The sequence below is a fragment of the Micromonospora sp. DT228 genome, assembly GCF_049841595.1.
Taxonomy (GTDB): domain Bacteria; phylum Actinomycetota; class Actinomycetes; order Mycobacteriales; family Micromonosporaceae; genus Micromonospora.
Map to the genome: position 1 here is coordinate 148,320 of NZ_JBNCKO010000015.1, position 22,578 is coordinate 170,897.

The following is a 22,578-nucleotide window of genomic DNA, read 5'->3' on the forward strand; positions in this document are numbered from 1 at the left end:
CTGCCGGTCCCCCAACCGGTCGTACACGAGGCCGATGTTGTTGAGGGTGGTGGCTTCGCCGGCCCGGTCGCCGACGTCCCGCGTAATGGGGAGGGCTTGGTGGTAGTGGTCGAGGGCCCGCTGCCGATCCCCCAACCCGTCGTGAACGAGGCCGATGTTGTTGAGGGTGGCGGCTTCGCCGGCCCGGTCGCCAACCTCCCGCCGGATGGGGAGGGCCTGGTGGTACTGGTCGAGGGCCCGCTGCCGATCCCCCAACCGGTTGTACACATTGCCGATGCCGGTGAGGGTGGCGCCTTCGTTGCCCCGGTCGCCGGCCTGCTGGTACATGGTCAGGGCCTGCTGCAAGTCCTCCAGTGCCGGCCGGGGCCGACCGGTCGACGACCGCGCCCAGCCACGCTTATAGAGGGCGTCGGCGTCCGGGCCGAGGGTCAGGGTCGCGGTGGCCATGGCCTCGACGGCCGCGAACCGTGAGGTACGCAGCCACACCCGACACACCCGGTCACTGAGGGCCCGGGCGATCGCCGGCTGCTGACCGGCGACAGCAAGCCGATGCACCTCGACCCAACGGGCCAGGACCATCGCGTCAGTGGCCATCGGGGGCGGCGGGGTCGAGGACCCAGAGCTGGTAGAGGGATTGGGCGGCGGCGGCGCAGGCCTCGGTGTGTTCGTCGTCGGTGAGCAGGGGGCGGACGAGGGGATGCAGGATGTTGGAGACGTAGTAACGGGGCTGGAGGCTCTCGGGGTCGATGCCCTCTTCGAGCAGGCCGAGTTCAACGGCCCGCTGGAGGTGCCGGGTGGCGTCGGGGTGTTGGTGCAGGGCGTGAACGGTGGCGGCGGGTACGGGTAGCTCGACGACGTTGATCCTGGCGAGCATCCGGCGGAGTTCGAGAGGCTGGGAATCGAGCAGGTTGTCGGCCAGGACCGTCTCGCGGCGGAACCGGTTGGCTTCGTTCTCGATGGCGGTGAGCAGGCCGTCGATGTCGAGGGTGGCATCGTCGACGATCCGGTTGAGCCAGTCGAGCAGCCGGGGATTGCGAGCCGCGGCCTCGATCGCCCGGTCCCGGATGCCAGGGTCGATCGTGGATTCGGGGCGCAGGTTGGCCAGGTTGGCGATCTTCTTGGTCTGCTCGACGAGGGTGAGGGTCTCCAGGGCCTCGACGGCGACGGTGGTGCCGGCCGGGGCGGGGAAGCGGTAGCGGCTGGTGATGATGACGCGGCTCGGGCTGCCGGTGTCGCGGATTGCGGCGAGCAGGGCGGGCAGGATCTCGGCCATCGCCGGGGCCAGCACTCGGCTGCCGTCGTCGCGGGTGTCGAGGTTGCCGGTCTCGAAGTCGTCGAAGACGAACAGGCAGGGTGTCCCGCCGAGTGGCCCGTCGGCGTCGAGCAGGTGCCGCAGCCGGGTCAGGAGGGGAACCTGCTCATTGTCGAGGAGTGCGCCGGCCTCAATGCTCTGGTCGATGCTGTCGAAGCGGATCTTGTCGGTCAGCTCGCGGAACTTGATGGCGTCGACCCGGCCGTACCAGACGGCGTACTGGTGGGTGGGCATGCGTTCCAGGAGCCGGGAGGCGAGGCTGCTCTTGCCGAGCCCACCCATGCCGGCCAACAGCAGGCCCTGCGCCGCGCCGGGGGTGTCGGCGGGTTGCCGGAGGGCGCGCAGGCACCGTTGGATGAGTCGACGCCGGCCGACGAACTCGGCGCGGGAGGCGACCCGGGACAGTTGGGTCTGCGGGTCCAGGAACTGCCGGTCGACGGCGCGTACCTGCGACCGTCTGCGGCCCCGGGTGTGCAGCGGGGTGACCATGGGCGTCAGCGGGGACCGGTCGGCGTAGACCCGGAGCAGATGCCAGTAGCTGCTCTTCTTGTCGTGGAACAGGTGACGGCGGGCCTCGACGACGGCCCGGTCCAACGATTGGCCGTCGGCCAGGGCCTGGTAGAGCGCGGCGGCGAAATCGGTGGCGGAGACGTCCCCGACCGGCAGAGCCCAGCCGAGCACCGCAGGGGCACCAGCCTGCACCAGGCTCTCACTCATCGACGGGAACGCCCCACCCCCGGGGGCGTCAGCGGTCAGGCAGCCGGAGACGAACACCAGCCTCGGCCAGTGTCTCTGCATCGCCTCGGCGATCTGGTCAGCCGTCGCCTTGGCTCGCGCGCCGAACTCGTCCTCCACCACGAAGACCGGCTCCCCGCCGTCGGTGGTGGCGTGCCCGCTCAGATGCAGCACGTCGAAGTGGCCGGGCCCGTAGTCGCGGCTGAGGAACCGGAGCCCGTCCAGGGTGCCGCTCTCCTCGACCACCAGATCGGTGCCGGTCCGTCGCGTCGCGGCCAGGATCGCGGCCTCCTCGGCCTCGAAGTTGAGCACCGGCTCGACGCCTTCGGGCGAAGCTGCCATGAACAGCACCCGCAACGGCCGGTTGCCCGGCGTGACCGGGCCGGTCAGCGCCGCGTGGGTGCCGACCGCACGGACCGGCAGCAGCGGCGCCCGCCCGGCCACGCTCAGGAACGCGCCGTCCTGCGCGAGCAGCTCCCAGGGCAGGTGCCGCAGCCGCTGCTCGGCGGTGATCCGCAGCACCGCCCCGGCCGGATGGGCCAGCATCGAGGTCAGCCACCGCTGGTCACCGTCGAGGAACTCCGCCAGCCGCGCCCCCAGCTCAGCCAGCCGGACCGCGCCGTACACCTTCTGCGCGGCGGCGTCGGTGCTGTAGTCACGTCGTCCCAGCGTGACCAGCTCATCGACCGCGGCCCGGTCCAGGCCGCGGGTCCGGGGCGGATCGCCGTCGGCGGACAGCCGCAGCTCGTAGTAGTTCGAGGTCTGCGCGAAGACCTCCAGTTCGAAGGTGCCCATCTGCCCATCCCGTCGTGGCGGTCAGTTCAGCGCGGCCCGGTGTCGTCCGGCCCCACGGCCCCGACCAGTGCGGCCCGCAGCTCCGCCGCCCAGCTCGCGGCGTGCGCCCCGGACACCTCCACCGTGGCGTTTCCCATCGCCCGCACCCTCCCCCGACACGCCCGGTCAAGCCGGCCCAGGACCGCCCGTGCTCGGCCCCGGCCAGGTGATCGAGGGGCGGACCTTGGCGGCCACTGTACGTTTCATTCGCGTCCCGGGACCGCTCGGTGAGCCCGGCTCAGGTGACGGGTTTCCGACTCGCTGACCGCATCCCGGCCATCGTGGGAAGAACAATGACGGCCGATGCCACCGCCGTACGCCGGTGGTGCCACGGTCCGACCCTCGGCAACCGCCGCGTCGGCAACCGGGAGAAGGTCGGCACCCGGGAGAAGCAGGAAGAGCGAGGTGGATCGGGCATGGAGGATCGGGAACCGCCGGGACCGCGCCAGGTCGCTCCCGCTGCGGCGACCGCCGTCGCCCGACATGTGGAGGTACATCGGCTTGCTGTCGCCGGGCGGCTGCCGGCGATCGCCCGGGATGTCGGTGATCGGGTGTGTCGGGTGTGGCTGCGTACCTCGCGGTTCGCTGCGGTCGAGGCCATGGCCACCGCGACCCTGACCCTCAGCCTGGACGCCGGCGCCCTCTATCAGCGTGGCTGGGCGCGGTCGTCGACCGGTCGACCCTGGCCGGCACTGGAGGACTACCAGCACGCCCTGACCATCTACCAGCAGGCCGGCAACCGGGCCAATGAAGCCGCCACCCTCACCAACATCGGCAACGTGTACAACCGGTTGGGGGATCGGCAGCGGGCCCTCGACCACTACCACCAGGCCCTCCCCATCCTGAGGGAGGTCGGCGACCGGGCCGGCGAAGCCACCACCCTCAGCAACATCGGCAGCGTTCACGGCGGGTTGGGGGATCGGCAGCGGGCCCTTGACCATTACCACCAAGCCCTCCCCATTACGCGGGAGGTCGGCGACCGGGCCGGCGAAGCCACCACCCTCAACAACATCGGCCACGTGTACGCCGATTTAGGGGACCGTCAGCGGGCCCTCGACCACTACCACCAAGCCCTCCCCATCCGGCGGGAGGTCGGTGACCGGGCCGGCGAAGCCACCACCCTCAACAACATCGGCAGCGCGTACGTCGGTTTAGGGGACCGTCAGCAGGCCCTCGACCACTACTACCAGGCCCTGCCCATCCGGCGGGAGGTCGGCGATCGGGCCGGGGAAGCCGTCACCCGGTACAACATCGCGATGATCCACCGGGCGGGCGGTGACCTCGACCAGGCGATCCGGGAACTCGAATACGTCGTCGACCTCGACCGGCAGGTCGACCACCCCGACCTCGAAGCCGACACCGCCCTCCTCGAACAACTCCGCCAACAACGTGCGGAAGACAGCGGTTCTGAACCGCCTGCGGGACCGTGAGGGCAGCGCTGCCGACGACGAAGGTGATGCCAACGGGTGGCGTTTCGTCGACGCGCCGCAGGGCCCTTACAGGGAGGCGCGGGCGGAGAAGGCGATGCTGGCCAGCAGGAAGCCGCCGTTGACGATCGTGAACGCGACGAGCACCCACAGGACCAGCGCGGGGGCCACGGCCAGCACCAGGGCGGCCACGAAGACCACCGCGCCGTAGTCGCGGACCAGCTTCACCAGGCGTACCGGCAGCGAGGTCGAGGTGACCATGCTGGCGGCGTTCGGGCCGGCCTGCATCACCGAGGTGACCAGGTTGACCATCCAGGTCCCCGCGAACGTCGCCACCAGCCAGGTCGGGGTGGACGGTTCCTGTGCCACGGCGGTGGCGGCCAACGCGGCGACCAGGGCGATCTGCGCGGCCACGTCGCAGAGCACGTCGACCCGGGCCCCGGCCGCGCTGCCCTGGCCGGTCACCCGGGCGAGCTGCCCGTCGGCGCAGTCCAGGGAGTACGCGACCTGCCAGCCGACCAGGGCGAGCAGGCCGACCACCCAGGCCGGTACGTCCCCGTCCGCGACCGGGCCGGCGAGCGCCACCACGGTGACCGAGGTGGCCAGCCCGAGCACCAGGTTGGTGATGGTCAGCGCCGTGGGCCGCAGGCCGAGGCGCTGGGCGACGAGCGCGAAGACGGCGCCCAGCCACTGGCTGATCGACTCGCTGAACAGGCCGCCGCCCCGGTTCACCCGGTGGAAGTCGGCGACGGTGGGACGGGGGTCAGCCAAGCTGGTCGCGGATTGCACCGGCGTAGTCTGCCAGCCGCTCCCGCGTCTCGGTAGGAGACAGCGCCAGGTGCTCGAGGATGGTGTAGCGGTCTGGTCGGGTACGCGGCGCGAACTGCACCGCCTCCACGAACTGGTCGTCGCTGAGCGCCACCTCGGCGGGGAGCCGGGGCAGACCGTGCCGGGCCAGGCAGGCCGACATCTCCCCGAAGCGGCGCAGGTCACCGCGCAGCCAGGTGCAGAACAGCGCGCCCAACCCGGCCAGCTCGCCGTGTGAGGCGGTGCCGGGGAAGAGCGCGTCGATGGCGTGCATGATCTCGTGGCAGCCGCCACTGCACGGGCGGCTGGTGCCCTCGATGGCCATGGCCAGGCCGCTGGAGATCAACGCCTCGGCCAGCACGGTGACGAAGGCGTCGTCGGCCATGTCGCCCGGGTGGTTGAGCACCGCTTCGGCACCCGCCCGGGACAGCGAGGCGGCGAGCCCGTCGAACGGTTCGACGCGTACCCGGCGGGCCAGCTCCCAGTCGGCGAGCGCGCTGATGTTGCTGATCACGTCGCCGATGCCGGCCCGGTTGTGCCGGTCCGGGCCGCTCTCCACGAAGTCCAGGTCGACGATCACCGCGATCGGGATGTGCACACCGTAGGAGCCCTTGAGCCCGTCAGTGATGAGGCTGGCCACCGGGGAGGCGATCCCGTCGTTGGCGAGACTCGTCGCCACCGACACCATCGGTAGCCCCCGGCGGGTCGCCGCGTACTTGGCCACGTCGATGGTCTTGCCGCCGCCGATCCCGACGACCGCGTCGTACGACCGGGCGCGCAGCTTGCCGCCCAGGTCGTCGGCGGCGTCCAGGGTCCCCCCGGAGACGGTGAACACGTCCGCCGTCCGCAGTGACGGTCGGATCAGCTCCGCGATCTGGGCGCCCTGACCGGGGCCGACCACCACCGCGACGTCACCGCCGGCGGAGATCCGTCCGTCGGCCAGGATCGCCGCCAGGTCGGCCACCGCCCCCCGTCGCACGTCGATGTGCAGCGGGGTGAGGACGCTCCGAGCTAGTAGCGGCACGCGATCTCCCGTGCGCGGGCCAGGTCGGCGTGGTTGTCGACCTCGACCCACGGGACGTCACCGATCGGCGCCGCCCGCACCTCCCCGCCCCGGTCGGAGAACTCCTGGTAGCCGTCCTCGTAGTAGAGGTTCGGGTCCCGCCGCCAGGTCGCCTCCAGCGCGTCGGCGAGGGCGTCGGCGACCTGCGGCTCGATGAGCGTCGCGCCGATGTACTCCCCGTACGCCTCGCCCGGGTCCATCAGCTTGGTGATCCGGGTGAGCTGGCCGGCGGCGTCGAAGGTGGTCTTCATCTCCTCCTCGGCCAGCGGCTTCAGCGTGTCCACGGCGAGCAGGATGCCCGGCCCGCGCTCGGTGAGCAGCGTCTTCTCGATGCTCACCGGGTGCACGGTGTCCCCGTTGACGAGCAGCACCCCCCGGGCGAAGTACTCCCGGGCGAGCCAGAGCGAGTAGGCGTTGTTCCACTCCTCGGCCTTGTCGTTGTGCACCAGGGTGAGCGTGACCCCGTACCGCTTCTCCAGGTCGGCCTGCCGCGCACGGACCGCCTCCGCCGCGTAGCCGACCACGATCACGATGTCGGTGAGCCCGACCTCGGCGAGGTTGCCCAGCGCGATGTCCAGGATCGTGGTCTCGCCGTCCACCGGCACCAACGCCTTGGGCAGGGTGTCGGTGTACGGGCGCAGCCGTCGTCCCGCTCCGGCCGCGAGCACCATTCCGATCATCGCGACATCCTCCCTCGTCCTGCTCCCCGTCACCGGTGGAGGATAGCCCCGGCTGGCCCCGCCGCTGGGGCCAACCGGGTCAGCCGGGCAGCGCGGCCAGGTCAGCGAGCATGGTCAGCCGCTCGTCCGCGCCGAGCACCGAGTACGGGCCGGCGGCCCGTCGGTCGGTCTCCAGCTCGATGGCGAGCCGTTCGGGACCGGCCGGGAGGGTGGCGATGCTCGACGCGGTGTGCCCGGCGGCCGCCCAGGCCTCGGCGTGCGCGTCGGCGCGGTGGTAGCGCAGCGTGCCGAGCCGGTTGAGCAGCAGCACGCCCGACGGGGTGCCGTCCGGCTCGTGGGGCGGGGCCATCGCGGCGAAGGCCGAGCCGCCCCGGTCGCCGTCGGTGTCGGCCAGCACCAGGGCGTACGACAGCAGCCGGCCGAGCACCGAGACCAGCCGGGACACCCGTTCGTCGTGCCCGGCCCACAGCTCCTCGGTGACCTCCGCGTGCACCTGGTACAGCTCGGCGAGGAAGGCCCCGCCCCGCTCGGTGGCGGACAGCGCGCCGTCCGGGCGGCGGTGGAGCATGCCGTGCGCCACCTGCTTGTCGACCGTCCGGCGGACGACGACCGGATCTCCGTACCTGGTGATCGCCGCGAATCCAGGGGCGTCGACGGTGCCGCCCGGCGCGGCCAGGCGGGTGCGCAGGTCCACCAGGAAGCCGCTCGCGGTCGGCCCGCCGTACCGCTGGCTCAGCTCGGCGCCTCCGCCGTCGCGGCCGGCCAGCATGCCGGCGCGGAAGACCCGGTCCACGGCCGGGGCGAGCAGCCCGGCGACGCGGTGCGGCGCCAACTCGACGGTGTTCACAGACCGATCGACCGCAGGAGCGCGAAGCCCTCCTCCGCGATCCGCCGGATCAGCCCGTCGTTGACGTCGCGGTGCTCGTCGAGGACGTCCACCTCGTGCTCGGCCAGCCAGCGGAACTCGGTGTGCTTGCCGGCCTCCAACGCCGGGCGGTCCAGGTCACCGTCGACCCGGACCAGGAAGTCGTACTCGATCCGGGCCAGGCCGTCGTCGCCCACGTAGCTGTACTCGCCGACCGGGCCGAGGACGTGGGAGAGGAACCAGCCGGTCTCCTCGGCGATCTCCCGGCGGAGCGCCTCGTCGATCTCCTCGCCCGGTTCGAGGTGGCCGCCGACGATGTCCCAGCAGCCGGGGAAGAGGCGTCGCTGCGGTGAGCGGCGCTGGAAGAAGATGCGGCCGTCGTGGTCGACGATCAGCGCGCCGGCGCAGCGCAGGGGCTCGGTGGACACGGTCCGACAGTAGCGAGCGGCCGCTGGTACGGCGATGTTCGGTCTTGTCCCGGAAACATCCACGGACGACCATGTCCGTACCGGAGGCCACCGTCCCAAAGGAGTGATGTGTGATGCAGGTACGGGATGCCATGTCCAGCCAGGTTCTCGTCGTCGGTCCGGAGCACACGCTCCGCCAGGCGGCGCGGATGATGTCGGCCCGTGGTGTCGGGTCGGCCGTCGTGATCGACCCGGATTCCGAGGGGGTCGGGATCATGACCGAACGCGACGTGTTGAAGGCGATCGGCGCCGGCCTGGACTGTGACGTGGAACGCACCGGCGCCCATCTGACCTGGGACGTGGTCTACGCGGGACCGGAATGGACGGTGGCCGAGGCGGCCGCCGCCATGGCCCGTGGTGGATTCCGGCACCTGGTGGTGCTGGACGGCCGTGAGGTCGCCGGGGTGATCTCCGTCCGGGACATCATGCGGGTCTGGGCGGAGAGCCAGGTGGCCGCCACGACCTGAGCCGGGCAGGTGTGCCGGGCCGGATAGACGGGTAAGGATCCCCGTGCGGGCGCGGAGATGCCGTGGTCCGCGAGGGAGGGCCCGATGCGTGACGCGGAGCGCCTGGTCGAGCAGCAGTACGCCATGCTCCTGCGTCGGGACGTGGCCCGTCTACCGGACCTCTACGCCCCGGAGGCGTTCTACGCCATGCCGGGTGTGACGGTCCGCCCGATCGAGTTGCCCGCGCTGCTGCGCACCTGGACCGGTGCCTTCGGTGACCTGCGGGTGGACCCGCTCGGCGCGGTCCGTACGGGTGGTGGGGCGGCCGTCGAGTTGCGCCTGACCGGCACCCACACCGGCACGCTGCACTCGCCGTACGGCACCGTCGCGCCCACCGGTCGGCTGGTGAGCTGGGAGGTGGCCGACGTGGTCCGGGCTCGTCACGGGCGGATCACCGCCTGGCGTTCCTACTTCGACTGGAGCCAGCTCCTCGACGCGCTCGGCGTGCAGTTTGAGGGACTTTCCCGAGTGGCGCACCACGACGCGCTCGCACTTCCGGTCTGATCTGTCGCCGACCGGTGGAGTCGGGTCACCCGTCCCGGTGGCTCAGGATGCGGACATCGCCGTGCCGTCCGCGCGTCGCCCGCTGCCGCCCGTACGCTCAACATCCATGACCGCCGAGCAGTTGATCTCCTTTGCCCGTGGGGCTCCCTCGCTGGACATCGTCGATGTCGAGGGGCTCAAGGCCGCCGCCGTCCGCGCCTTCGACGCCGACCCCGCGGGGGTCACGGCGTACGGCACCTCCGTCGGTTACCTTCCGCTGCGGAAGTGGATCGCCGACAAGCACGGCGTCCAGGCCGACCAGGTGCTGGTCACCAACGGGTCGCTTCAGGCCGACGCGTTCCTCTTCGACCACCTGGTCCGCCCCGGCGACGCGGTGGTGGTGGAACGCCCGACGTACGACCGCACGCTGCTCAATCTTCAGCGGATGGGCAGTGAGCTGCACGGCATCTCGGTCCAGCCGGATGGGCTCGACACCGCCGAGCTGCGCAAGCTGCTGGAGTCCGGGGTCCGGCCCCGGCTCGCGCACGTCATTCCGAACTACCAGAACCCGGCCGGCATGACCCTCTCGCTGGAGAAGCGTCGGGAGTTACTCGACCTGGCCGCCGAGTACGAGTTCACGATCTTCGAGGACGACCCGTACGCGGACGTCCGGTTCCGGGGCGAGGCGTTGCCGTCGATGCTCTCGCTGGACACCCGCAACGTGGTGGTGCACGCGTCGAGCTTCACCAAGACGGTGTGCCCGGGTGTCCGGGTCGGTTACCTGGTCGGCCCGGCGGACCTGATCGCCGACATCGCCAAGAACGCGACGAGCCTCTACATCTCGCCGGGCATGGTGTCGCAGGCGATCGTGCACCAGTTCTGCGTCTCCGGTGACATCGACCGCTCCATCGAGACGGTCCGGGCGGCGCTGGGCGAGCGGGCCCGGGTGCTCGCCGAGTCGTTGCGCCGGCACCTGCCGCAGGCGCGCTTCGTGGAGCCCGACGGCGGCTATTTCCTCTGGGTGGAGTTCCCGGAGGACGTGCTTGTCGATCGGCTCGCCCCGGCGGCGGCCGAGCGCGGGGTGGCCGTGGTCAAGGGCAGCGACTTCGTGCTGGAGGGTGGGCGGCACGCTCTCCGGTTGGCCTTCTCGGCGGTGACCGCCGACAAGATCGACGAGGGTGTCCGTCGGCTCGCCGAGGCCGTCGAGGCCGTCCGTAACTGAGCTGTCGGGTTCCCGACAGAACGACGACGCCGGTCGCCCCGGGACTCCCGCCCGGGGCGGCCGACGGCCCACAATGCTGCGAGCGTCACCCAGTAGCTGTTGCGGAGGTCACTCGTGGCCTTCGGACCGGCGGCGACCTGGGTGCCGCGGCAGCACAACCTCCCGCCCCCACAGGTGCCGGGTGGGCCGTGTCGTCCCCGCACACCCCCCGATGCGGCCCGGCCCGCCCGGCGCCGCCCCCACGCGACAGCCGTCACAGGTGTCCCGCGCCGCGGTCGGCGTAGCCTGCAAGCCGCAGCCGAGCGTGGGAGGTGACGCGATGACGGATCGGACAGAGCGGGACCGGACGGCAGCGCCGACCACAGGTCGGGTGCTGCGGCCTCGGGCGTGGCCCTCCCCGGTCCGGGCGATGACCCGGATCCTCAACGCCGACGGCTCGCCGCCCGCGCCGACGCCCACCGGCGGCACCGGCACCGGCCGCAGCGCCGTTGTCGACTGCGCGCTCTACGTCGACGGCAGGCGGCAACCCGGCGACTGGACGTACGCCGACGCGCTGGCCGCGGCCCGCCGCGAGGACCACGGCTTCGTGTGGATCGGTCTGCACCAGCCCGAGTTGGCCGAGATGACCGCCATCGCGGAGACCTACGGTCTGCACGAGCTGGCCGTCGAGGACGCGGTGAAGGCCGAGCAGCGCCCGAAGCTGGAGCGGTTCGGCGACGTCGTCTTCCTGGTGCTGCGTACCGCGCGGTACTGCGAGCACGCCGAGCTGACCGAGAACTCCGAGGTCGTGGAGACCGGGCAGGTGATGCTCTTCATCGGCCCGAACTTCGTGATCAGCGTCCGGCACGGGGACGCCTGCCGGCTGGCGCCGATCCGCGCCGACCTGGAGACCAAGCAGGATCTGCTGCTGCAGGGCCCGTGGGCGGTGGCGTACGGGGTGACCGACCGGGTGGTCGACCTCTATCTGGAGGTGGCCGAGCAGATCGAGGACGACCTCGACGTGCTGGAGGCGGAGGTCTTCGACCGGCAGGGCCACGGGCGGATCCAGCGGATCTATCAGATGAAGCGGGAGTTGGTGGAGTTCAAGCGGGCGGTGGTGCCGCTGCAACGGCCGCTGATGACGCTTACCTCCCAGGTCAACCGGGACGTGCCCAAGGAGATCCGCAAGTACTTCCGGGACGTGCAGGACCACCTGAGCCGCACCGTGGAGCAGGTGAACTCCTACGACGACCTGCTGAACTCGATCCTCCAGGCGCGGCTGGCCCAGGTCACCGTGGACCAGAACAACGACATGCGCAAGATCGCCGCCTGGGCCGCGATCGCCGCGGTCTGGACCTCCATCGCCGGCGTCGAGGGCATGAACTTCGACAACATGCCCGAGCTGAAGATGACGTACGGCTATCCGGTGGCCCTGGCCCTCATGCTCGGCGTGTCGCTGGCCCTCTACCGGTGGTTCCGCCGCAACGGCTGGCTCTGACCGCGCGGCGGCCCGCCGCGAGGCGCGTGGCGCGCTGATCCACGCCGAAGCGCCGGCGAACGGGGGCAGCCCGCTCACCGGCGCCGGATGCGCTGTCGTGGGGTCAGCGGCGGCCGTTGGTGCGGGCGGTGTCCTTGCCCAGCGCCTTGGTGAGGTCGTCGGTCGGCCGACCGGAGACGTCCGTGGCGCCCTCGGCGACCGACGGGACCTTGTCCGTCGGCCGGACGCTCGTCTGCTTGGCCGGGCCGGTGGTGCTCGCGCTGGGGCCGCTGGCCACCGCCGAGCTGCCGGCGCCGGTCATCCCGGCCGCGCCGGTCATGGCCGCCCCGTCGGTCCCCTTGGGGGTGGACGGCGTGCGCACCTCGATCGAGTCGACCTCGTCGCGCATCGGGTCGAGGTTGCGGGTCGGGTCGTACTCGGCCCACTCCTGCTGCTCCCGGCGGCGGCGCAACGCCACTGCGCCGGCCAGGCCGGCGACGACACCCGCGGCCAGCAGGCCGGTCATCATCGAGCCGCGACGGCGCGGCTGCTTCTTCTTACCGGTGATCCGCATGGTCTTCGACTTGGCCTTCCTGGTCAGCGGCCCTGCCTGCGCGGCGCCGTCACGGGCCGCCGCGGCCAGCGGTGCCAGCGTGGTGAGTGTCGTCCCCCAGCCGGTCGACGCCTGGTCGCGAACCCTCGCGGCAGCCGGCCCGACGTAGCCCCGGGCCACCTGGACCCGCGGACCGACTGTCGCGCCGGCACCCTTCGCGGCGTGGTTGGCTGCCTGCATCAGGTGGCTGATGCTCTGGTTCAGTTCGGCCTTTGCCAACTGCCCCTGGGACTTACGCCGCCCGAATCCAAACACGGTCCTACCTCCTGGGAGTTGTTCCTTCGTCATCCTCCACCAACGGATGCCTCCGCGATGCCAGATCGGGCACATGGGAGGATCCGCATGGAACTGACCAACAAGTGAGGAGTACCCGTGGCCGAGGCTGTCTACGCCACCCTGCACACCAACGCTGGCCCGATCCGGCTGGAGCTCTTCCCCAACCACGCGCCGAAGACCGTCCGCAACTTCGTCGACCTGGCCGAGGGCAACCGTGAGTACACCGACCCGCGTACCGGTCAGCCGGGCAGTGGGCCGTACTACGACGGCACCATCTCGCACCGGGTGATCAGCGGTTTCATGGTCCAGATGGGCGACCCGACCGGCACCGGCCGGGGCGGACCGGGCTACAAGTTCGCCGACGAGTTCCACCCGGAGCTGCGCTTCGACCGGCCCTACCTGCTGGCGATGGCGAACGCCGGACCGGGCACCAACGGTTCGCAGTTCTTCATCACCGTGTCCCCGACGCCGCACCTGAACAACCGGCACACGATCTTCGGCCAGGTCGCCGACGAGCAGTCGGTGAAGATCGTCGATTCGATCGCCAGCACCCCGACCGGCCCGAGCGACCGTCCGCTCCAGGACGTCGTCATCGAGCGGGTCGAGATTGAGCGGTCTGCCTCCTGACCGACGGGCGAGGTACCTTTGCTCGCATGATTGAGCGCTCCGGAGCACCGCCGACGCCGGTGGACTGTGCGATGGCGGACGGAGGGTCGGCCCGGTGAGCGAGTCTCCGCCGACCACCCCGGTCTGCTACCGGCACCCCGGCCGGGAGACCTACGTCAGGTGCACCCGCTGCGACCGGCCGATCTGCCCGGACTGCATGCGGGAGGCGTCCGTCGGGCACCAGTGCCCGGAGTGCGTCGACCAGGGGCGCCGCAGTGTCCGGCCGGCGCGTACCGCCTTCGGTGGCGGTACGGCCGGCCGGCACGGCTATGTCACCAAGGGGCTCATCGCCCTGAACGTGCTGTTCTTCCTGCTCTCCGTGGCCTCCGCCGGAAGCCTCAAGGCGGTGGCGGGCGGCTCCGGCTTCGGTGGGCTGATGGGCGACGGCACCCCGCTCACCGCCTGGGGGGCGGTGTACGGCCTCTCGCTGCCCGGCTATCTCCCGGACGGCATCGCCGACGGCGACTACTACCGTCTGCTGACCGCGATGTTCCTGCACTACGGCGTGCTCCATCTGCTGGTCAACATGTGGTCGCTGTGGGTGCTCGGCCGGTCGTTGGAGGCCAACCTCGGGCCGCTGCGCTTCGGCGCTCTCTATCTGTTGGCGGGTCTCGGCGGCAACGTCGCGGCCTACGCGTTCAGCGAACAGAACGCGGCCACGGCCGGCGCGTCGGTGGCGACCTTCGGGCTCTTCGCCGCGCTGATCATCATCGAGCGCAGGCTGGGCCGGGACATCTCCCAGATCATTCCGATCCTGGTGATCAACGTGGTGTTCACGCTTACCGTGCAGGGCATCTCGGTCCCCGGGCACTTCGGTGGCCTGGTGGTCGGTGCGTTGATGGCGCTTGTGCTCGCGTACGCGCCACGTGGTCGACGCACGTTGGTGCAGGTCGTGGGCGGTGCGATCATCCTGCTGGTCCTGCTCGCTCTGGTCCTCGTCCGCACTGCCGTCCTGCTCGGCTGACCTCTCGATCGAGATCTTGGAAGGAAGGTGCCCCTCCAGGGGCGGTTTCCTTCCAAGATCTCAAGGTGTCAGGAGCGGCGGGCGGCGCGTAGCGCGACGGCGACCTCTTCCGGGTCGGTGCCCAGGTCGTATCGGCCGAAGAGGTGCAGTGACTCGCCCGCGTCGATCTCCAGGACCTCGGACGTGAGCCCCAGTCGCGGTCGCCGGTCCACGGTGATCGCCTCGATCGCGGGCCAGGGCAGCAGTTGGCGACCGGCGAACCCGCGGATGACTGTGAGTCCCGCCGGATCCACAGCCAATCGGACCGGTGCGATCAGGTCGCGTACCGCCCAGGCGACCAGCGCGGCGGCGGCCAGGACGGCAAGCACCAACCGCACCGGGTCGTCGTCGGCGAAGAGCAGCCCGAGCGCGACAAGCAGGACGGCACCGGCCAGCTTCGCCGCCGGTAGGCTCGCCGACACTCGCCACTGCCGGACCGGGGAGATCTCATCCACCCGCTCAGCATGCCAGCGGCTGCCGGCTCCCGGCAGTGCCGACCCGGCCCCCGAGTGCCGGCCTCTGTGCTCGCGCCCGGCGCCACCGGCGCGGGCGCGCACCGGCGTGTCGGTAGAGGGAGAGCAAGCCCGGGGGCAATCAGTCGGTCCACGGACGACGTAGGATCGGGACAGCCCACGTTACCGGGGAGTAAACATGAGTGACGCGGTCATCGTCGGCGCGGTGCGGACCCCGGTCGGACGGCGGCGGGGCAGCCTCGCCGGCGTCCACCCGGTTGACCTCTCCGCGCACGTGCTGCGCGCCCTCGCCGAGCGCACCGGGATCGACCCGGTCCAGGTCGACGACGTCTTCTGGGGCTGCGTGTCCCAGGTCGGCGAGCAGTCCTGGAACATCGCCCGCAACGCCGTACTCGCCGCCGGCTGGCCCGAGACGGTCCCCGGCACCACCCTGGACCGGCAGTGCGGCTCCAGCCAGCAGGCCCTGCACTTCGCCGCCGCGACGGTGCTCTCCGGCCAGGCCGACCTGGTGGTCGCCGGCGGCGTCGAGTCGATGACCCGGGTGCCGATGGGCTCCAGCGTGGCCGGCGGCATGCCGTTCAGTGACCAGCTACGCGCCCGGTACCGGGGTGTCGAGGGCTTCGCCGACGACGCGCCGCTGCCGTTCAACCAGGGGGTCGGGGCCGAGCTGATCGCCCAACGGTGGCGCCTCTCGCGTACCCAACTGGACGAGTTCGCGCTGGCCAGCCACGAGAAGGCGGCCGCCGCGCAGGACGCCGGCGCGTTCGACCCGGAGCTGACCCTGGTGCCGCTCGCCGACGGTGGCAAGTTCGCCGCCGACGAGGGCATCCGCCGGGAGACCTCCCTGGAGAAGCTGGGTGAGCTGGCCACCCCGTTCCGCGCCGACGGCGTGGTGACCGCCGGTTCCGCGTCCCAGATCTCCGACGGCGCCGCGGCCCTCGCGGTGACCACCTCCGAGTGGGCCAGCCGACACGGCCTGCGCCCGCTGGCCCGGATCCACACCGCCGTGGTCGCCGCCGACGACCCGGTCGCCATGCTCACCGCACCCATCCCGGCCACCGCGAAGGCGCTGCGCCGCGCGGGGCTGGGCATCGAGGAGATCGGGGTGTACGAGGTGAACGAGGCGTTCGCGTCGGTGCCGCTGGCGTGGCTGGCCGAGACCGAGGCGGACCCGGAGCGGCTCAACCCGCGCGGTGGGGCGATCGCCCTCGGTCACCCGCTCGGCGGTTCCGGCGCCCGGATCATGACCACCATGCTTGCGCACATGCGGGACAACGGGATTCGGTACGGCCTGCAGACCATGTGCGAGGGCGGCGGCATGGCCAACGCGACGATCGTCGAGCTGGTCTGAGGGTGCGGGCGGAAAACGCCTCGCCCGGCCCGGGAGGGCCGCCTATGGTGCCCAGCGTGACGACGACGATCGCGGGTGCGCGTGTCCCCGACCGGTCCAGCGAGCAGTGGCAGGTACGGGCCCGGTCCTGGGTCGACGCGCAGTTGGGCCGCGTCGGCCGTCGGGTGACCGGGCCGGTGCAGCCGCGGGTGCGCCCGTGGTCGTTGGTCTGGCGGGTGCCGACCGACGACGGCCCGGTCTGGTTCAAGGCCAACAACCGGGGCACTGTGCACGAGGCGGTGCTGATCGCGACGCTCGCCGGGCTGACGCCGGAACGGGTGCTGACCCCGATCGCGGTGGACGCGGCGCAGGGCTGGTCGCTGTTGCCCGACGGCGGTGAGTCGTTGCGCGACGTGTTGGCGCGTGACCCCGATCTGGCCCACTGGGAGCGGGCCCTGCCCGGGTACGCGGCGCTCCAACTGGCCACCGCGCCGCGCGCCGACGAGTTGGTCGCCCTGGGTGTGCCGGACCACCGTCCCGAGGTGCTGGCCGGGCTGCTCGCCGAACTGCTCGACGATCGCGGGTCGCTGTTGATCGGCGCCGAGGGTGGTCTCAGCCCGGACCTGCACGAGCGGCTGTGGGCGGAGCTGCCGTCGTACGCCGAGCGGTGCCGGCGGCTCGCCGACCTCGGCATCCCGGCCACCGTGCAACACGACGACCTGCACGACGGCAACGTCTTCGCGGGCCCGGACGGCTACCGCTACTTCGACTGGGGCGACGCCTCGGTGGCGCACCCGTTCGGCACGTTGCTGGTGACCCTGCGTTCCATCCGGTACGCCACGGAGTTGGCGGCCGACGACGCCCGGTTGGCTCGGTTGCGGGACGCCTACCTGGAGGCGTGGACGGACCGGTACGACCGCGGGACCCTCGTCGAGGCCGTCGACCTCGCGATAAACCTGGGCGCGGTGAGCCGGTCGCTGTCCTGGCGTCGCGCCCTGGACACCGTCGACGCGTCCCGCGCCGAGTACGCCGACGCGGTCCCCGGTTGGTTGGCGGAGCTGTTCTCCGCCAGTCCGCTTCGGCCTGATTGCTGACCATGATCCGTCCACGTCGGAAATCGGACAGCCAGTGCGACCCTCGGCATGGAACTTCCAAAAAGCCATCGTGACCCACGTCACCTCGTCGGGGTGGTCGTTGGGCAGGTCATGGACGTCTTCTCCCGAACGTTCCTTCCGGCCGCCGCCGAGGCTGGCCTGGCCGTGCAGACCGTGAGCCGGCACATGCCGGTCTTCCGGCGCTGTGTCGGCTCCGGTGACGCCACCATCCTGGTCACCCGCTGCAGCCGCCCCGACCGTCCGGTCACCGGCGACTACCTGCTTCTGCTCACCCATCGTCGGCTCGTGGTGACCCAGCAGACCCGGCTGCTGCACCGACTGCGTCTGCACCTCAACACCGAGCTACGCGAGCTGAGCAACGTCACCTGGAGCCCCGATCCCCGACTGCACTCGGTCGAGATGGCGGCCACCGCGATCGACGGGATCCGTGAGCGGTTCCTGATCCGCACCAGCCACCCGAAGCAGGTCTGGCAGCTCGACGCGCTGCTCAACCAGGCGTTCCGGACCCGCCTGCGGCCGCCCGGCGCGCGGGTCGTCGCCAGCATCGGCGACGCGCCGGCCGTAACACGGCCCGGGTTGTTCGCCCCGTCCTGGTGAGCTGACACCGGACCGGCCCTTGCCGCACCTTTACCGAACTCGAACACACAACGATCGTCCGGAGCGTTCGCCGTCGGCAATCATGGGCCGGTGACCGTCGAACCGCCGCACCGCGGGCTCGTCCTCGTGGTCGAGGACGAGCCGGCCATCGCCGACCTGGTCCGGCTCTACCTCGCCCGGGACGGGTTCGGCGTCCACCTGGAACGCGACGGCGAGGCCGGCCTGCACGCGGCTCGCCGGTTACGCCCGGTGGCCTGCGTCCTGGACATCGCGTTGCCGGGCCTCCCCGGCACCGAGATCTGCCGCCGGCTACGCGAGGCCGGCGACTGGACCCCGGTCATCTTCCTCACCGCCCGGGACGACGAGGTGGATCGGATCGTCGGCCTGGAGTTGGGCGCCGACGACTACGTCACCAAGCCGTTCAGCCCTCGGGAGTTGGTCGCCCGGGTACGCGCGGTGCTGCGCCGGGCCGCCGGCGGCCCGGCGGGCGCGGACCGGCCGCGCGTCGTCGGCCCGGTGACGCTCGACCCGGGCCGCCGCACGGTCACCGTCGCGGGCACTGCGGTGCAGCTCACCTCCACCGAGTTCGACCTGCTGGCCCACCTGATGGCCCGGCCCGGCCGGGTCTTCACCCGGGATGAGTTGCTGGCCGGGGTCTGGGGTTACGCGGCGCACGCCGGCACCCGCACGGTGGACGTGCACGTCGCCCAGGTACGGGCGAAACTCGGCCCGGCCAGCGTCATCCGGACCCACCGTGGCGTCGGGTACGCGGTCGATGCCTGACCAGCCCGCGCCCGTCGAGTCGCCGACCATGACCCTGCCGGTGGTCGGCGCCGGCGCGCCCGCCGCGCCCCGACGAGGCCGCTTCGGCCGCACCCTGACCGCCCGCGCGGTGCTCGTCACCTGCGCGGTCGCGCTGGTGTCGGTGCTCGTCACCGCGATCGTGGCGGTGCCGTTGGCGATTCGCGGCGCGGAGCGACGCGATCAGGACGCGCTCGCCGCGCAGGCCCGGCTCGCCGCCGAGGTGCTGCGGACCCGCCTGGACCGGGGGCGCACCGCCGACGAGGAGCGGATCATCCAGCAGCTACGCAACCAGGGCATCGACGCGTACCTGATCCGGCACGGGGCGGTCGACCGGCCGGGCCTGCCGCCCCGGGTGGTGCAACGGATCGGCCAGGGCCGCAACGTGTCGGTGCGGCGCGTCGTCAACGGCGAGCGTGCCCTTGTCGAAGGCCGGGCGCTACCCAACGGCAACGGGGTGGTGCTCTCCCGAGGCGCGTCGAACGGGCTGTGGGCAAGGGTGCTGCTCAGCCTCTGGATGCCGCTGCTGGCCGGATTGGCCGCCGGTGTGGTGGCCGGGCTGCTGCTGGCCCGCCGGCTGGCCCGGCCGATCCGCGTCGCCGCCACCGCCGCCGCCCGGCTCCGCGCCGGCGACCGCGCGGTCCGGATACCCGTCGAGTCACCGGACGAGGTCGCCGACCTGGCCGAGGCGTTTAACGGTCTGGCCGCCGCACTGGCCACCAGTGAGGGGCGGCAACGGGAGTTCCTGCTGTCCGTCTCGCACGAACTGCGCACCCCGCTGACCGCGATCCGGGGGTACGCCGAGGCGCTCGCCGACGGGGTGCTCGGCGCGGACGACACCGTCGACACCGGTCGGACGATGCTGACCGAGGCCCAACACCTGGACCGGCTGATCGGCGACCTGCTGGCGCTGGCCCGGTTGGAGGCCGCCGACTTCCCGCTCGAACCCGTGCCGGTGGACCTGACCGGGTTGGCCGTGGGCGCGGAGCCGACCTGGGCCGCTCGGTGCGCGGCGGTGGGGGTCCCGTTCCGGTTGGAGACGCCCGGTCGGCCGGTGCCCGCGTACACCGATCCGGGGCGGATCCGGCAGGTGCTGGACGGGTTGCTGGAGAACGCGCTGCGGGTCGTACCCCCGGGGTCGCCCGTGGTGCTCGCGGTCCGGCCGGCCGGCGCGGACCCGGCCTCCGGCGGTGAGCTGGAGGTCCGCGACGGCGGGCCCGGCTTCACCGACGACGACCTGGCGGTGGCGTTCGAACGCGGTGCGCTGCACGAGCGTTACCGGGGGGTGCGCAAGGTGGGCAGTGGACTGGGGTTGGCGCTGGCCGCCGGCCTGGTCCGTCGGCTGGGCGGGGAGATCGCCGCGGGCCACGCGCCGGAGGGCGGGGCGGCCTTCACGGTCCGGCTGCCCGGTGATCCTTACCTGACTCGAACATCGGCCTGACGCTCCGCTCGTCCTCGGCCGGGATGCTGAGGGCTCCACGGACGAAGGGAACGTCATGCCACGTTGGGGATTCGCCACCGGCGCCACGGCACTGCTCGCGGCGGTCACGCTCGGCGTCACCGGCTGCGGTGCGGCCGAGGTGGCCAGCCAACCCGCCCGGGAGGCCGCCGTCGAGGTCGCCGCCGCGCTGGGCGTGGAGGGTCAGGCGCTGGCCGCGATGGGCTTCGACGCCGACGACCTGGACGTGCTGACCGTGGCCGCGCCGGCCACCCCGACGCCGGGCGCCTCCCCCACGGCCAAGGAGAAGGCCCGGGAGAAGCGCGGCGAGGAGTGGCGCAAGCGCCGCCAGGCCCGCGTGCTGCTGCGCAAGAACACGCTGCACGGTGAGGCGGTGGTGAAGGGGAAGGACAGCGGTACGCGGACAGTCGCCGTGCAGCGCGGCGAGGTGACGGCTGTCGACGGCGACTCGATGACCGTCAAGTCCACCGACGGCTTCACCATGACCTGGACCTTCGGCGACGACCTGCGGGTCGTCGAGCGCCGGGCCACGGTGCAGCCGAGCGAGGTGAAGGTCGGCACGACTGTCGGTGTCGCCGGTGCGAAGGACGGCGACAAGAGCGTGGCCCGGCTGATCCTCGTCCCCCGCGCCAAGTGAACGAGGGGCCCCCGATCGACTCGGGGGCCCCTCGTTCCGTCAGTAGACGCGGGAGCCGATGAAGTCGTCGTGACCGTAGCCGACCGGGTTGGCGGCGGTACGGGCCTCGAACGACCACTGCTGCCGGGTGCTGCTGGAACAACTCGCCAACCGCAGGCGGGAGCTGCCCAGCAACGGGTTGTCGAACGCCACGCAGAGGTTGCTCGCCGCCGCCGGCCTGAGCTGGTTGCCGGCGAAGACGAACTGCTGCGCGGCGGTGCCGTTGCAGTCGTAGATGTTGACCGCCGTGCCCGAGGTCATCGAGCTGTTGGCGACGTCCAGGCAGCGGTCGTGGGACAGTTCCGAGTGCAGCGACCGCCGGGTCGAGTCGTACCAGAAGCCCTGGTTACGCCCACCGTGGCAGGCGTGCGGCTGCTGCACGGTGCCGTTGCGGGAGTCGTATCCCCGGCCGTCGACGCAGGTGCCGGTGGCCAGGTTGCGCAGTTGCTTGAACTCCAGCAGCCCGGGGTGGAGCACGCCGCTGCCGGTGCTGGCCGGGTCGACGCAGCTGGCCCGCTCCTGCCCGGAGTTCCAGAACTGGGTGATGCACTGGGCGAACATGCCGTGCCCACGAGCGTTGGGGTGGAACGACTGCCGGGCGGCGTTCTCGTTCCAGATCCCCACCTCGATGAAGAGGCCACGGACCGAGGTGTTGTCGGTGCACACCTCGTGGCCGTGGAAGAGTCGGCTGGCGTCCAGGTATCGGGTGCCGGTGGTCGCGGCGGCCGACCGCAGCGCCGACTCGAACATCGGCACGGCCTTGTTCCGGGCGAACGCCGCGTCGGCCAGGTAGAGCAGGCAGCCACCGGAGTACCAGCCGGGGAAGTTCGGGTTGTCCTCCACGTCCGGGCTACCCGGGCTCGGGTACGACATGAGTACCAGCTCGTAGTCCGAGCGCAGGTAGCCGGCGTCGGTCATGGTCTGCCGGATGTCGGTGAGCGCCTCGGTCACGGCCTGCCGGCTGCCGTCGGTGCGGATCGTCCACTGGTCGGTGTAGGTGGGGTAGCAGGGCCCCTGGAAGAGGACCCGACGGACGGCGCAGTCGGTGGCGACCGGGCCGAACTGGATGGTGCCGTCGCCGTTCGCGCCGACCACCACCCAGATCAGCTTCACGTGTGTGTTGCGCGCCTTGATGCCCAGGTAGTCGCCCTGGTTCAGCTCGTTGTGCTGGGTCGGTCCACCGGCGACGAGGTTCCACGGGGTGGCGCCGGAACAGGCCAGGTTGTACTGCGCGTCCGACGGGATGCCGGTCCGGAAGACCGCCTGGTCGTACGAGCGGTCGCACCAGTTGCCGTCCTGGTGGGTGCCGGGGACGTAGTTGCCGACGCCCTCGCCGGAGATCTCGCTGTCGCCCATGGTGATCAGGGCGGTGCGGCGTTGCTCGATCGGACGGATCGCGGGGCTGCCATAGAGGGCGGTGGCCTCGGCGGCCCGGACGGCTTCGAGGTTGGCGGGGAGCGGCTGGACGGCCGGCCGGTCGGCGGCGGTGGCGGGGGTGGCCGGTCCGGCGAGCATCGGTAGGACGAGAGCAGCGACGGCGACGACGACGGTGCTGACCCGTCGTCGGGTCGCGCGTTCGGGCCTGGCGGGGATTGCAGGCATCGACGCACTCCTTTCGGCTCAGTCGCGGGACGTCGACCGAGTTACCAGACGGTAACGTGCGGATCAATGGATGTGAATGCGCCTCGGATCCTTGCGCGCGGGCTGCAGAA

Annotated in this window: 23 protein-coding genes; 13 read left to right on the forward strand and 10 right to left on the reverse strand. The window is 71.7% G+C overall.

The genetic code is table 11. The features are described 5' to 3' along the window. On the reverse strand, positions 1-594 hold a 594-nt coding region (locus ACLQ29_RS26360; RefSeq protein WP_425774131.1), incomplete at its 3' end, for a tetratricopeptide repeat protein. Further along, positions 584-2,842: a CHAT domain-containing protein gene (locus ACLQ29_RS26365; RefSeq protein ID WP_425774132.1), complete on the reverse strand. Its 2,259-nt coding sequence runs from the start codon at positions 2,840-2,842 to the stop codon at positions 584-586. The genes ACLQ29_RS26360 and ACLQ29_RS26365, both read right to left, overlap by 11 nt. A 332-nt stretch (positions 2,843-3,174) precedes the next feature. Here ACLQ29_RS26365 and ACLQ29_RS26370 point away from each other — a divergent pair, with 332 nt between their 5' ends. Beyond that, positions 3,175-4,311: a tetratricopeptide repeat protein gene (locus ACLQ29_RS26370; protein ID WP_425774133.1), complete on the forward strand. Its 1,137-nt coding sequence runs from the start codon at positions 3,175-3,177 to the stop codon at positions 4,309-4,311. A gap of 66 nt (positions 4,312-4,377) precedes the next feature. Here ACLQ29_RS26370 and ACLQ29_RS26375 read toward each other — a convergent pair whose 3' ends face one another. The 5 genes from ACLQ29_RS26375 to ACLQ29_RS26395 form a co-directional block, all read right to left on the reverse strand. Further along, positions 4,378-5,097, reverse strand: a complete 720-nt coding sequence (locus ACLQ29_RS26375; protein ID WP_425774134.1) for a CDP-alcohol phosphatidyltransferase family protein — start codon at positions 5,095-5,097, stop codon at positions 4,378-4,380. Next, the gene (locus ACLQ29_RS26380) at positions 5,072-6,139 is read right to left on the reverse strand and encodes an iron-containing alcohol dehydrogenase family protein (protein ID WP_425774135.1); all 1,068 of its coding nucleotides are present in this window, start codon (positions 6,137-6,139) and stop codon (positions 5,072-5,074) included. The genes ACLQ29_RS26375 and ACLQ29_RS26380 overlap by 26 nt, the downstream gene beginning before the upstream one ends. Then, positions 6,127-6,858, reverse strand: a complete 732-nt coding sequence (locus ACLQ29_RS26385; protein WP_425774136.1) for a sugar phosphate nucleotidyltransferase — start codon at positions 6,856-6,858, stop codon at positions 6,127-6,129. The genes ACLQ29_RS26380 and ACLQ29_RS26385 overlap by 13 nt, the downstream gene beginning before the upstream one ends. A gap of 79 nt (positions 6,859-6,937) precedes the next feature. Beyond that, positions 6,938-7,705, reverse strand: a complete 768-nt coding sequence (locus ACLQ29_RS26390) for a hypothetical protein (RefSeq protein WP_425774137.1) — start codon at positions 7,703-7,705, stop codon at positions 6,938-6,940. Continuing rightward, on the reverse strand, positions 7,702-8,151 hold the full coding sequence (locus ACLQ29_RS26395; protein WP_425774138.1) for an NUDIX hydrolase: 450 nt from the start codon (positions 8,149-8,151) through the stop codon (positions 7,702-7,704). Before ACLQ29_RS26395 ends, ACLQ29_RS26390 begins: the two co-directional genes overlap by 4 nt. A gap of 113 nt (positions 8,152-8,264) precedes the next feature. On the opposite strand from ACLQ29_RS26395, the gene ACLQ29_RS26400 reads away from it, so the two are divergent. The 4 genes from ACLQ29_RS26400 (at position 8,265) to corA (ending at position 11,878) form a co-directional block, all read left to right on the forward strand. Beyond that, a complete protein-coding gene (locus ACLQ29_RS26400; RefSeq protein WP_357808804.1) occupies positions 8,265-8,657 on the forward strand; it encodes a CBS domain-containing protein in 393 nt (130 codons plus the stop codon). 84 nt (positions 8,658-8,741) lie between these two features. Then, positions 8,742-9,200, forward strand: a complete 459-nt coding sequence (locus ACLQ29_RS26405; RefSeq protein WP_393364764.1) for an ester cyclase — start codon at positions 8,742-8,744, stop codon at positions 9,198-9,200. A 106-nt stretch (positions 9,201-9,306) separates the two neighbouring features. Next, positions 9,307-10,401 carry a PLP-dependent aminotransferase family protein gene (locus ACLQ29_RS26410; RefSeq protein WP_425774139.1) on the forward strand — a complete coding sequence of 365 codons (1,095 nt, stop codon included), beginning with the start codon at positions 9,307-9,309 and terminating at the stop codon, positions 10,399-10,401. A 319-nt stretch (positions 10,402-10,720) separates the two neighbouring features. Continuing rightward, on the forward strand, positions 10,721-11,878 hold the full coding sequence (corA, locus tag ACLQ29_RS26415) for a magnesium/cobalt transporter CorA (protein ID WP_425774140.1): 1,158 nt from the start codon (positions 10,721-10,723) through the stop codon (positions 11,876-11,878). A gap of 103 nt (positions 11,879-11,981) precedes the next feature. Here the strand turns inward: corA and ACLQ29_RS26420 are convergent, their stop codons facing one another. Further along, positions 11,982-12,758, reverse strand: coding sequence for a hypothetical protein (locus tag ACLQ29_RS26420; RefSeq protein ID WP_425774141.1), 777 nt, complete (start codon positions 12,756-12,758; stop codon positions 11,982-11,984). Between the two features lie 84 nt (positions 12,759-12,842). Here ACLQ29_RS26420 and ACLQ29_RS26425 point away from each other — a divergent pair, with 84 nt between their 5' ends. Beyond that, entirely contained in the window at positions 12,843-13,373 is a 531-nt protein-coding gene (locus ACLQ29_RS26425; protein WP_272614231.1) for a peptidylprolyl isomerase, read from the forward strand. Positions 13,374-13,467: 94 nt separating this feature from the next. Next, positions 13,468-14,376: a rhomboid family intramembrane serine protease gene (locus ACLQ29_RS26430; protein WP_425774142.1), complete on the forward strand. Its 909-nt coding sequence runs from the start codon at positions 13,468-13,470 to the stop codon at positions 14,374-14,376. Between the two features lie 68 nt (positions 14,377-14,444). Here ACLQ29_RS26430 and ACLQ29_RS26435 read toward each other — a convergent pair whose 3' ends face one another. Beyond that, positions 14,445-14,870, reverse strand: coding sequence for a PH domain-containing protein (locus tag ACLQ29_RS26435; RefSeq protein ID WP_425774143.1), 426 nt, complete (start codon positions 14,868-14,870; stop codon positions 14,445-14,447). Between the two features lie 196 nt (positions 14,871-15,066). Between ACLQ29_RS26435 and ACLQ29_RS26440 the strand changes: the two genes are divergently transcribed. From ACLQ29_RS26440 to ACLQ29_RS26465, 6 genes are all read left to right on the forward strand, one after another. Then, the gene (locus tag ACLQ29_RS26440) at positions 15,067-16,239 is read left to right on the forward strand and encodes a thiolase family protein (RefSeq protein WP_425774144.1); all 1,173 of its coding nucleotides are present in this window, start codon (positions 15,067-15,069) and stop codon (positions 16,237-16,239) included. 56 nt (positions 16,240-16,295) lie between these two features. Continuing rightward, entirely contained in the window at positions 16,296-17,312 is a 1,017-nt protein-coding gene (locus tag ACLQ29_RS26445) for an aminoglycoside phosphotransferase family protein (RefSeq protein ID WP_425774145.1), read from the forward strand. Between the two features lie 111 nt (positions 17,313-17,423). Further along, positions 17,424-17,930: a hypothetical protein gene (locus ACLQ29_RS26450; RefSeq protein WP_425774182.1), complete on the forward strand. Its 507-nt coding sequence runs from the start codon at positions 17,424-17,426 to the stop codon at positions 17,928-17,930. Between the two features lie 90 nt (positions 17,931-18,020). Beyond that, positions 18,021-18,713 (forward strand): response regulator transcription factor, encoded by a 693-nt coding sequence (locus ACLQ29_RS26455; RefSeq protein WP_425774146.1) that lies wholly within the window; start codon positions 18,021-18,023, stop codon positions 18,711-18,713. After that, entirely contained in the window at positions 18,706-20,172 is a 1,467-nt protein-coding gene (locus ACLQ29_RS26460; protein ID WP_425774147.1) for a histidine kinase dimerization/phospho-acceptor domain-containing protein, read from the forward strand. The genes ACLQ29_RS26455 and ACLQ29_RS26460 overlap by 8 nt, the downstream gene beginning before the upstream one ends. A gap of 55 nt (positions 20,173-20,227) precedes the next feature. Beyond that, a complete protein-coding gene (locus ACLQ29_RS26465; RefSeq protein ID WP_425774148.1) occupies positions 20,228-20,827 on the forward strand; it encodes a hypothetical protein in 600 nt (199 codons plus the stop codon). A gap of 39 nt (positions 20,828-20,866) precedes the next feature. Here the strand turns inward: ACLQ29_RS26465 and ACLQ29_RS26470 are convergent, their stop codons facing one another. Then, positions 20,867-22,468 (reverse strand): ricin-type beta-trefoil lectin domain protein, encoded by a 1,602-nt coding sequence (locus tag ACLQ29_RS26470; RefSeq protein WP_425774149.1) that lies wholly within the window; start codon positions 22,466-22,468, stop codon positions 20,867-20,869. Positions 22,469-22,578 lie beyond the last annotated feature (110 nt).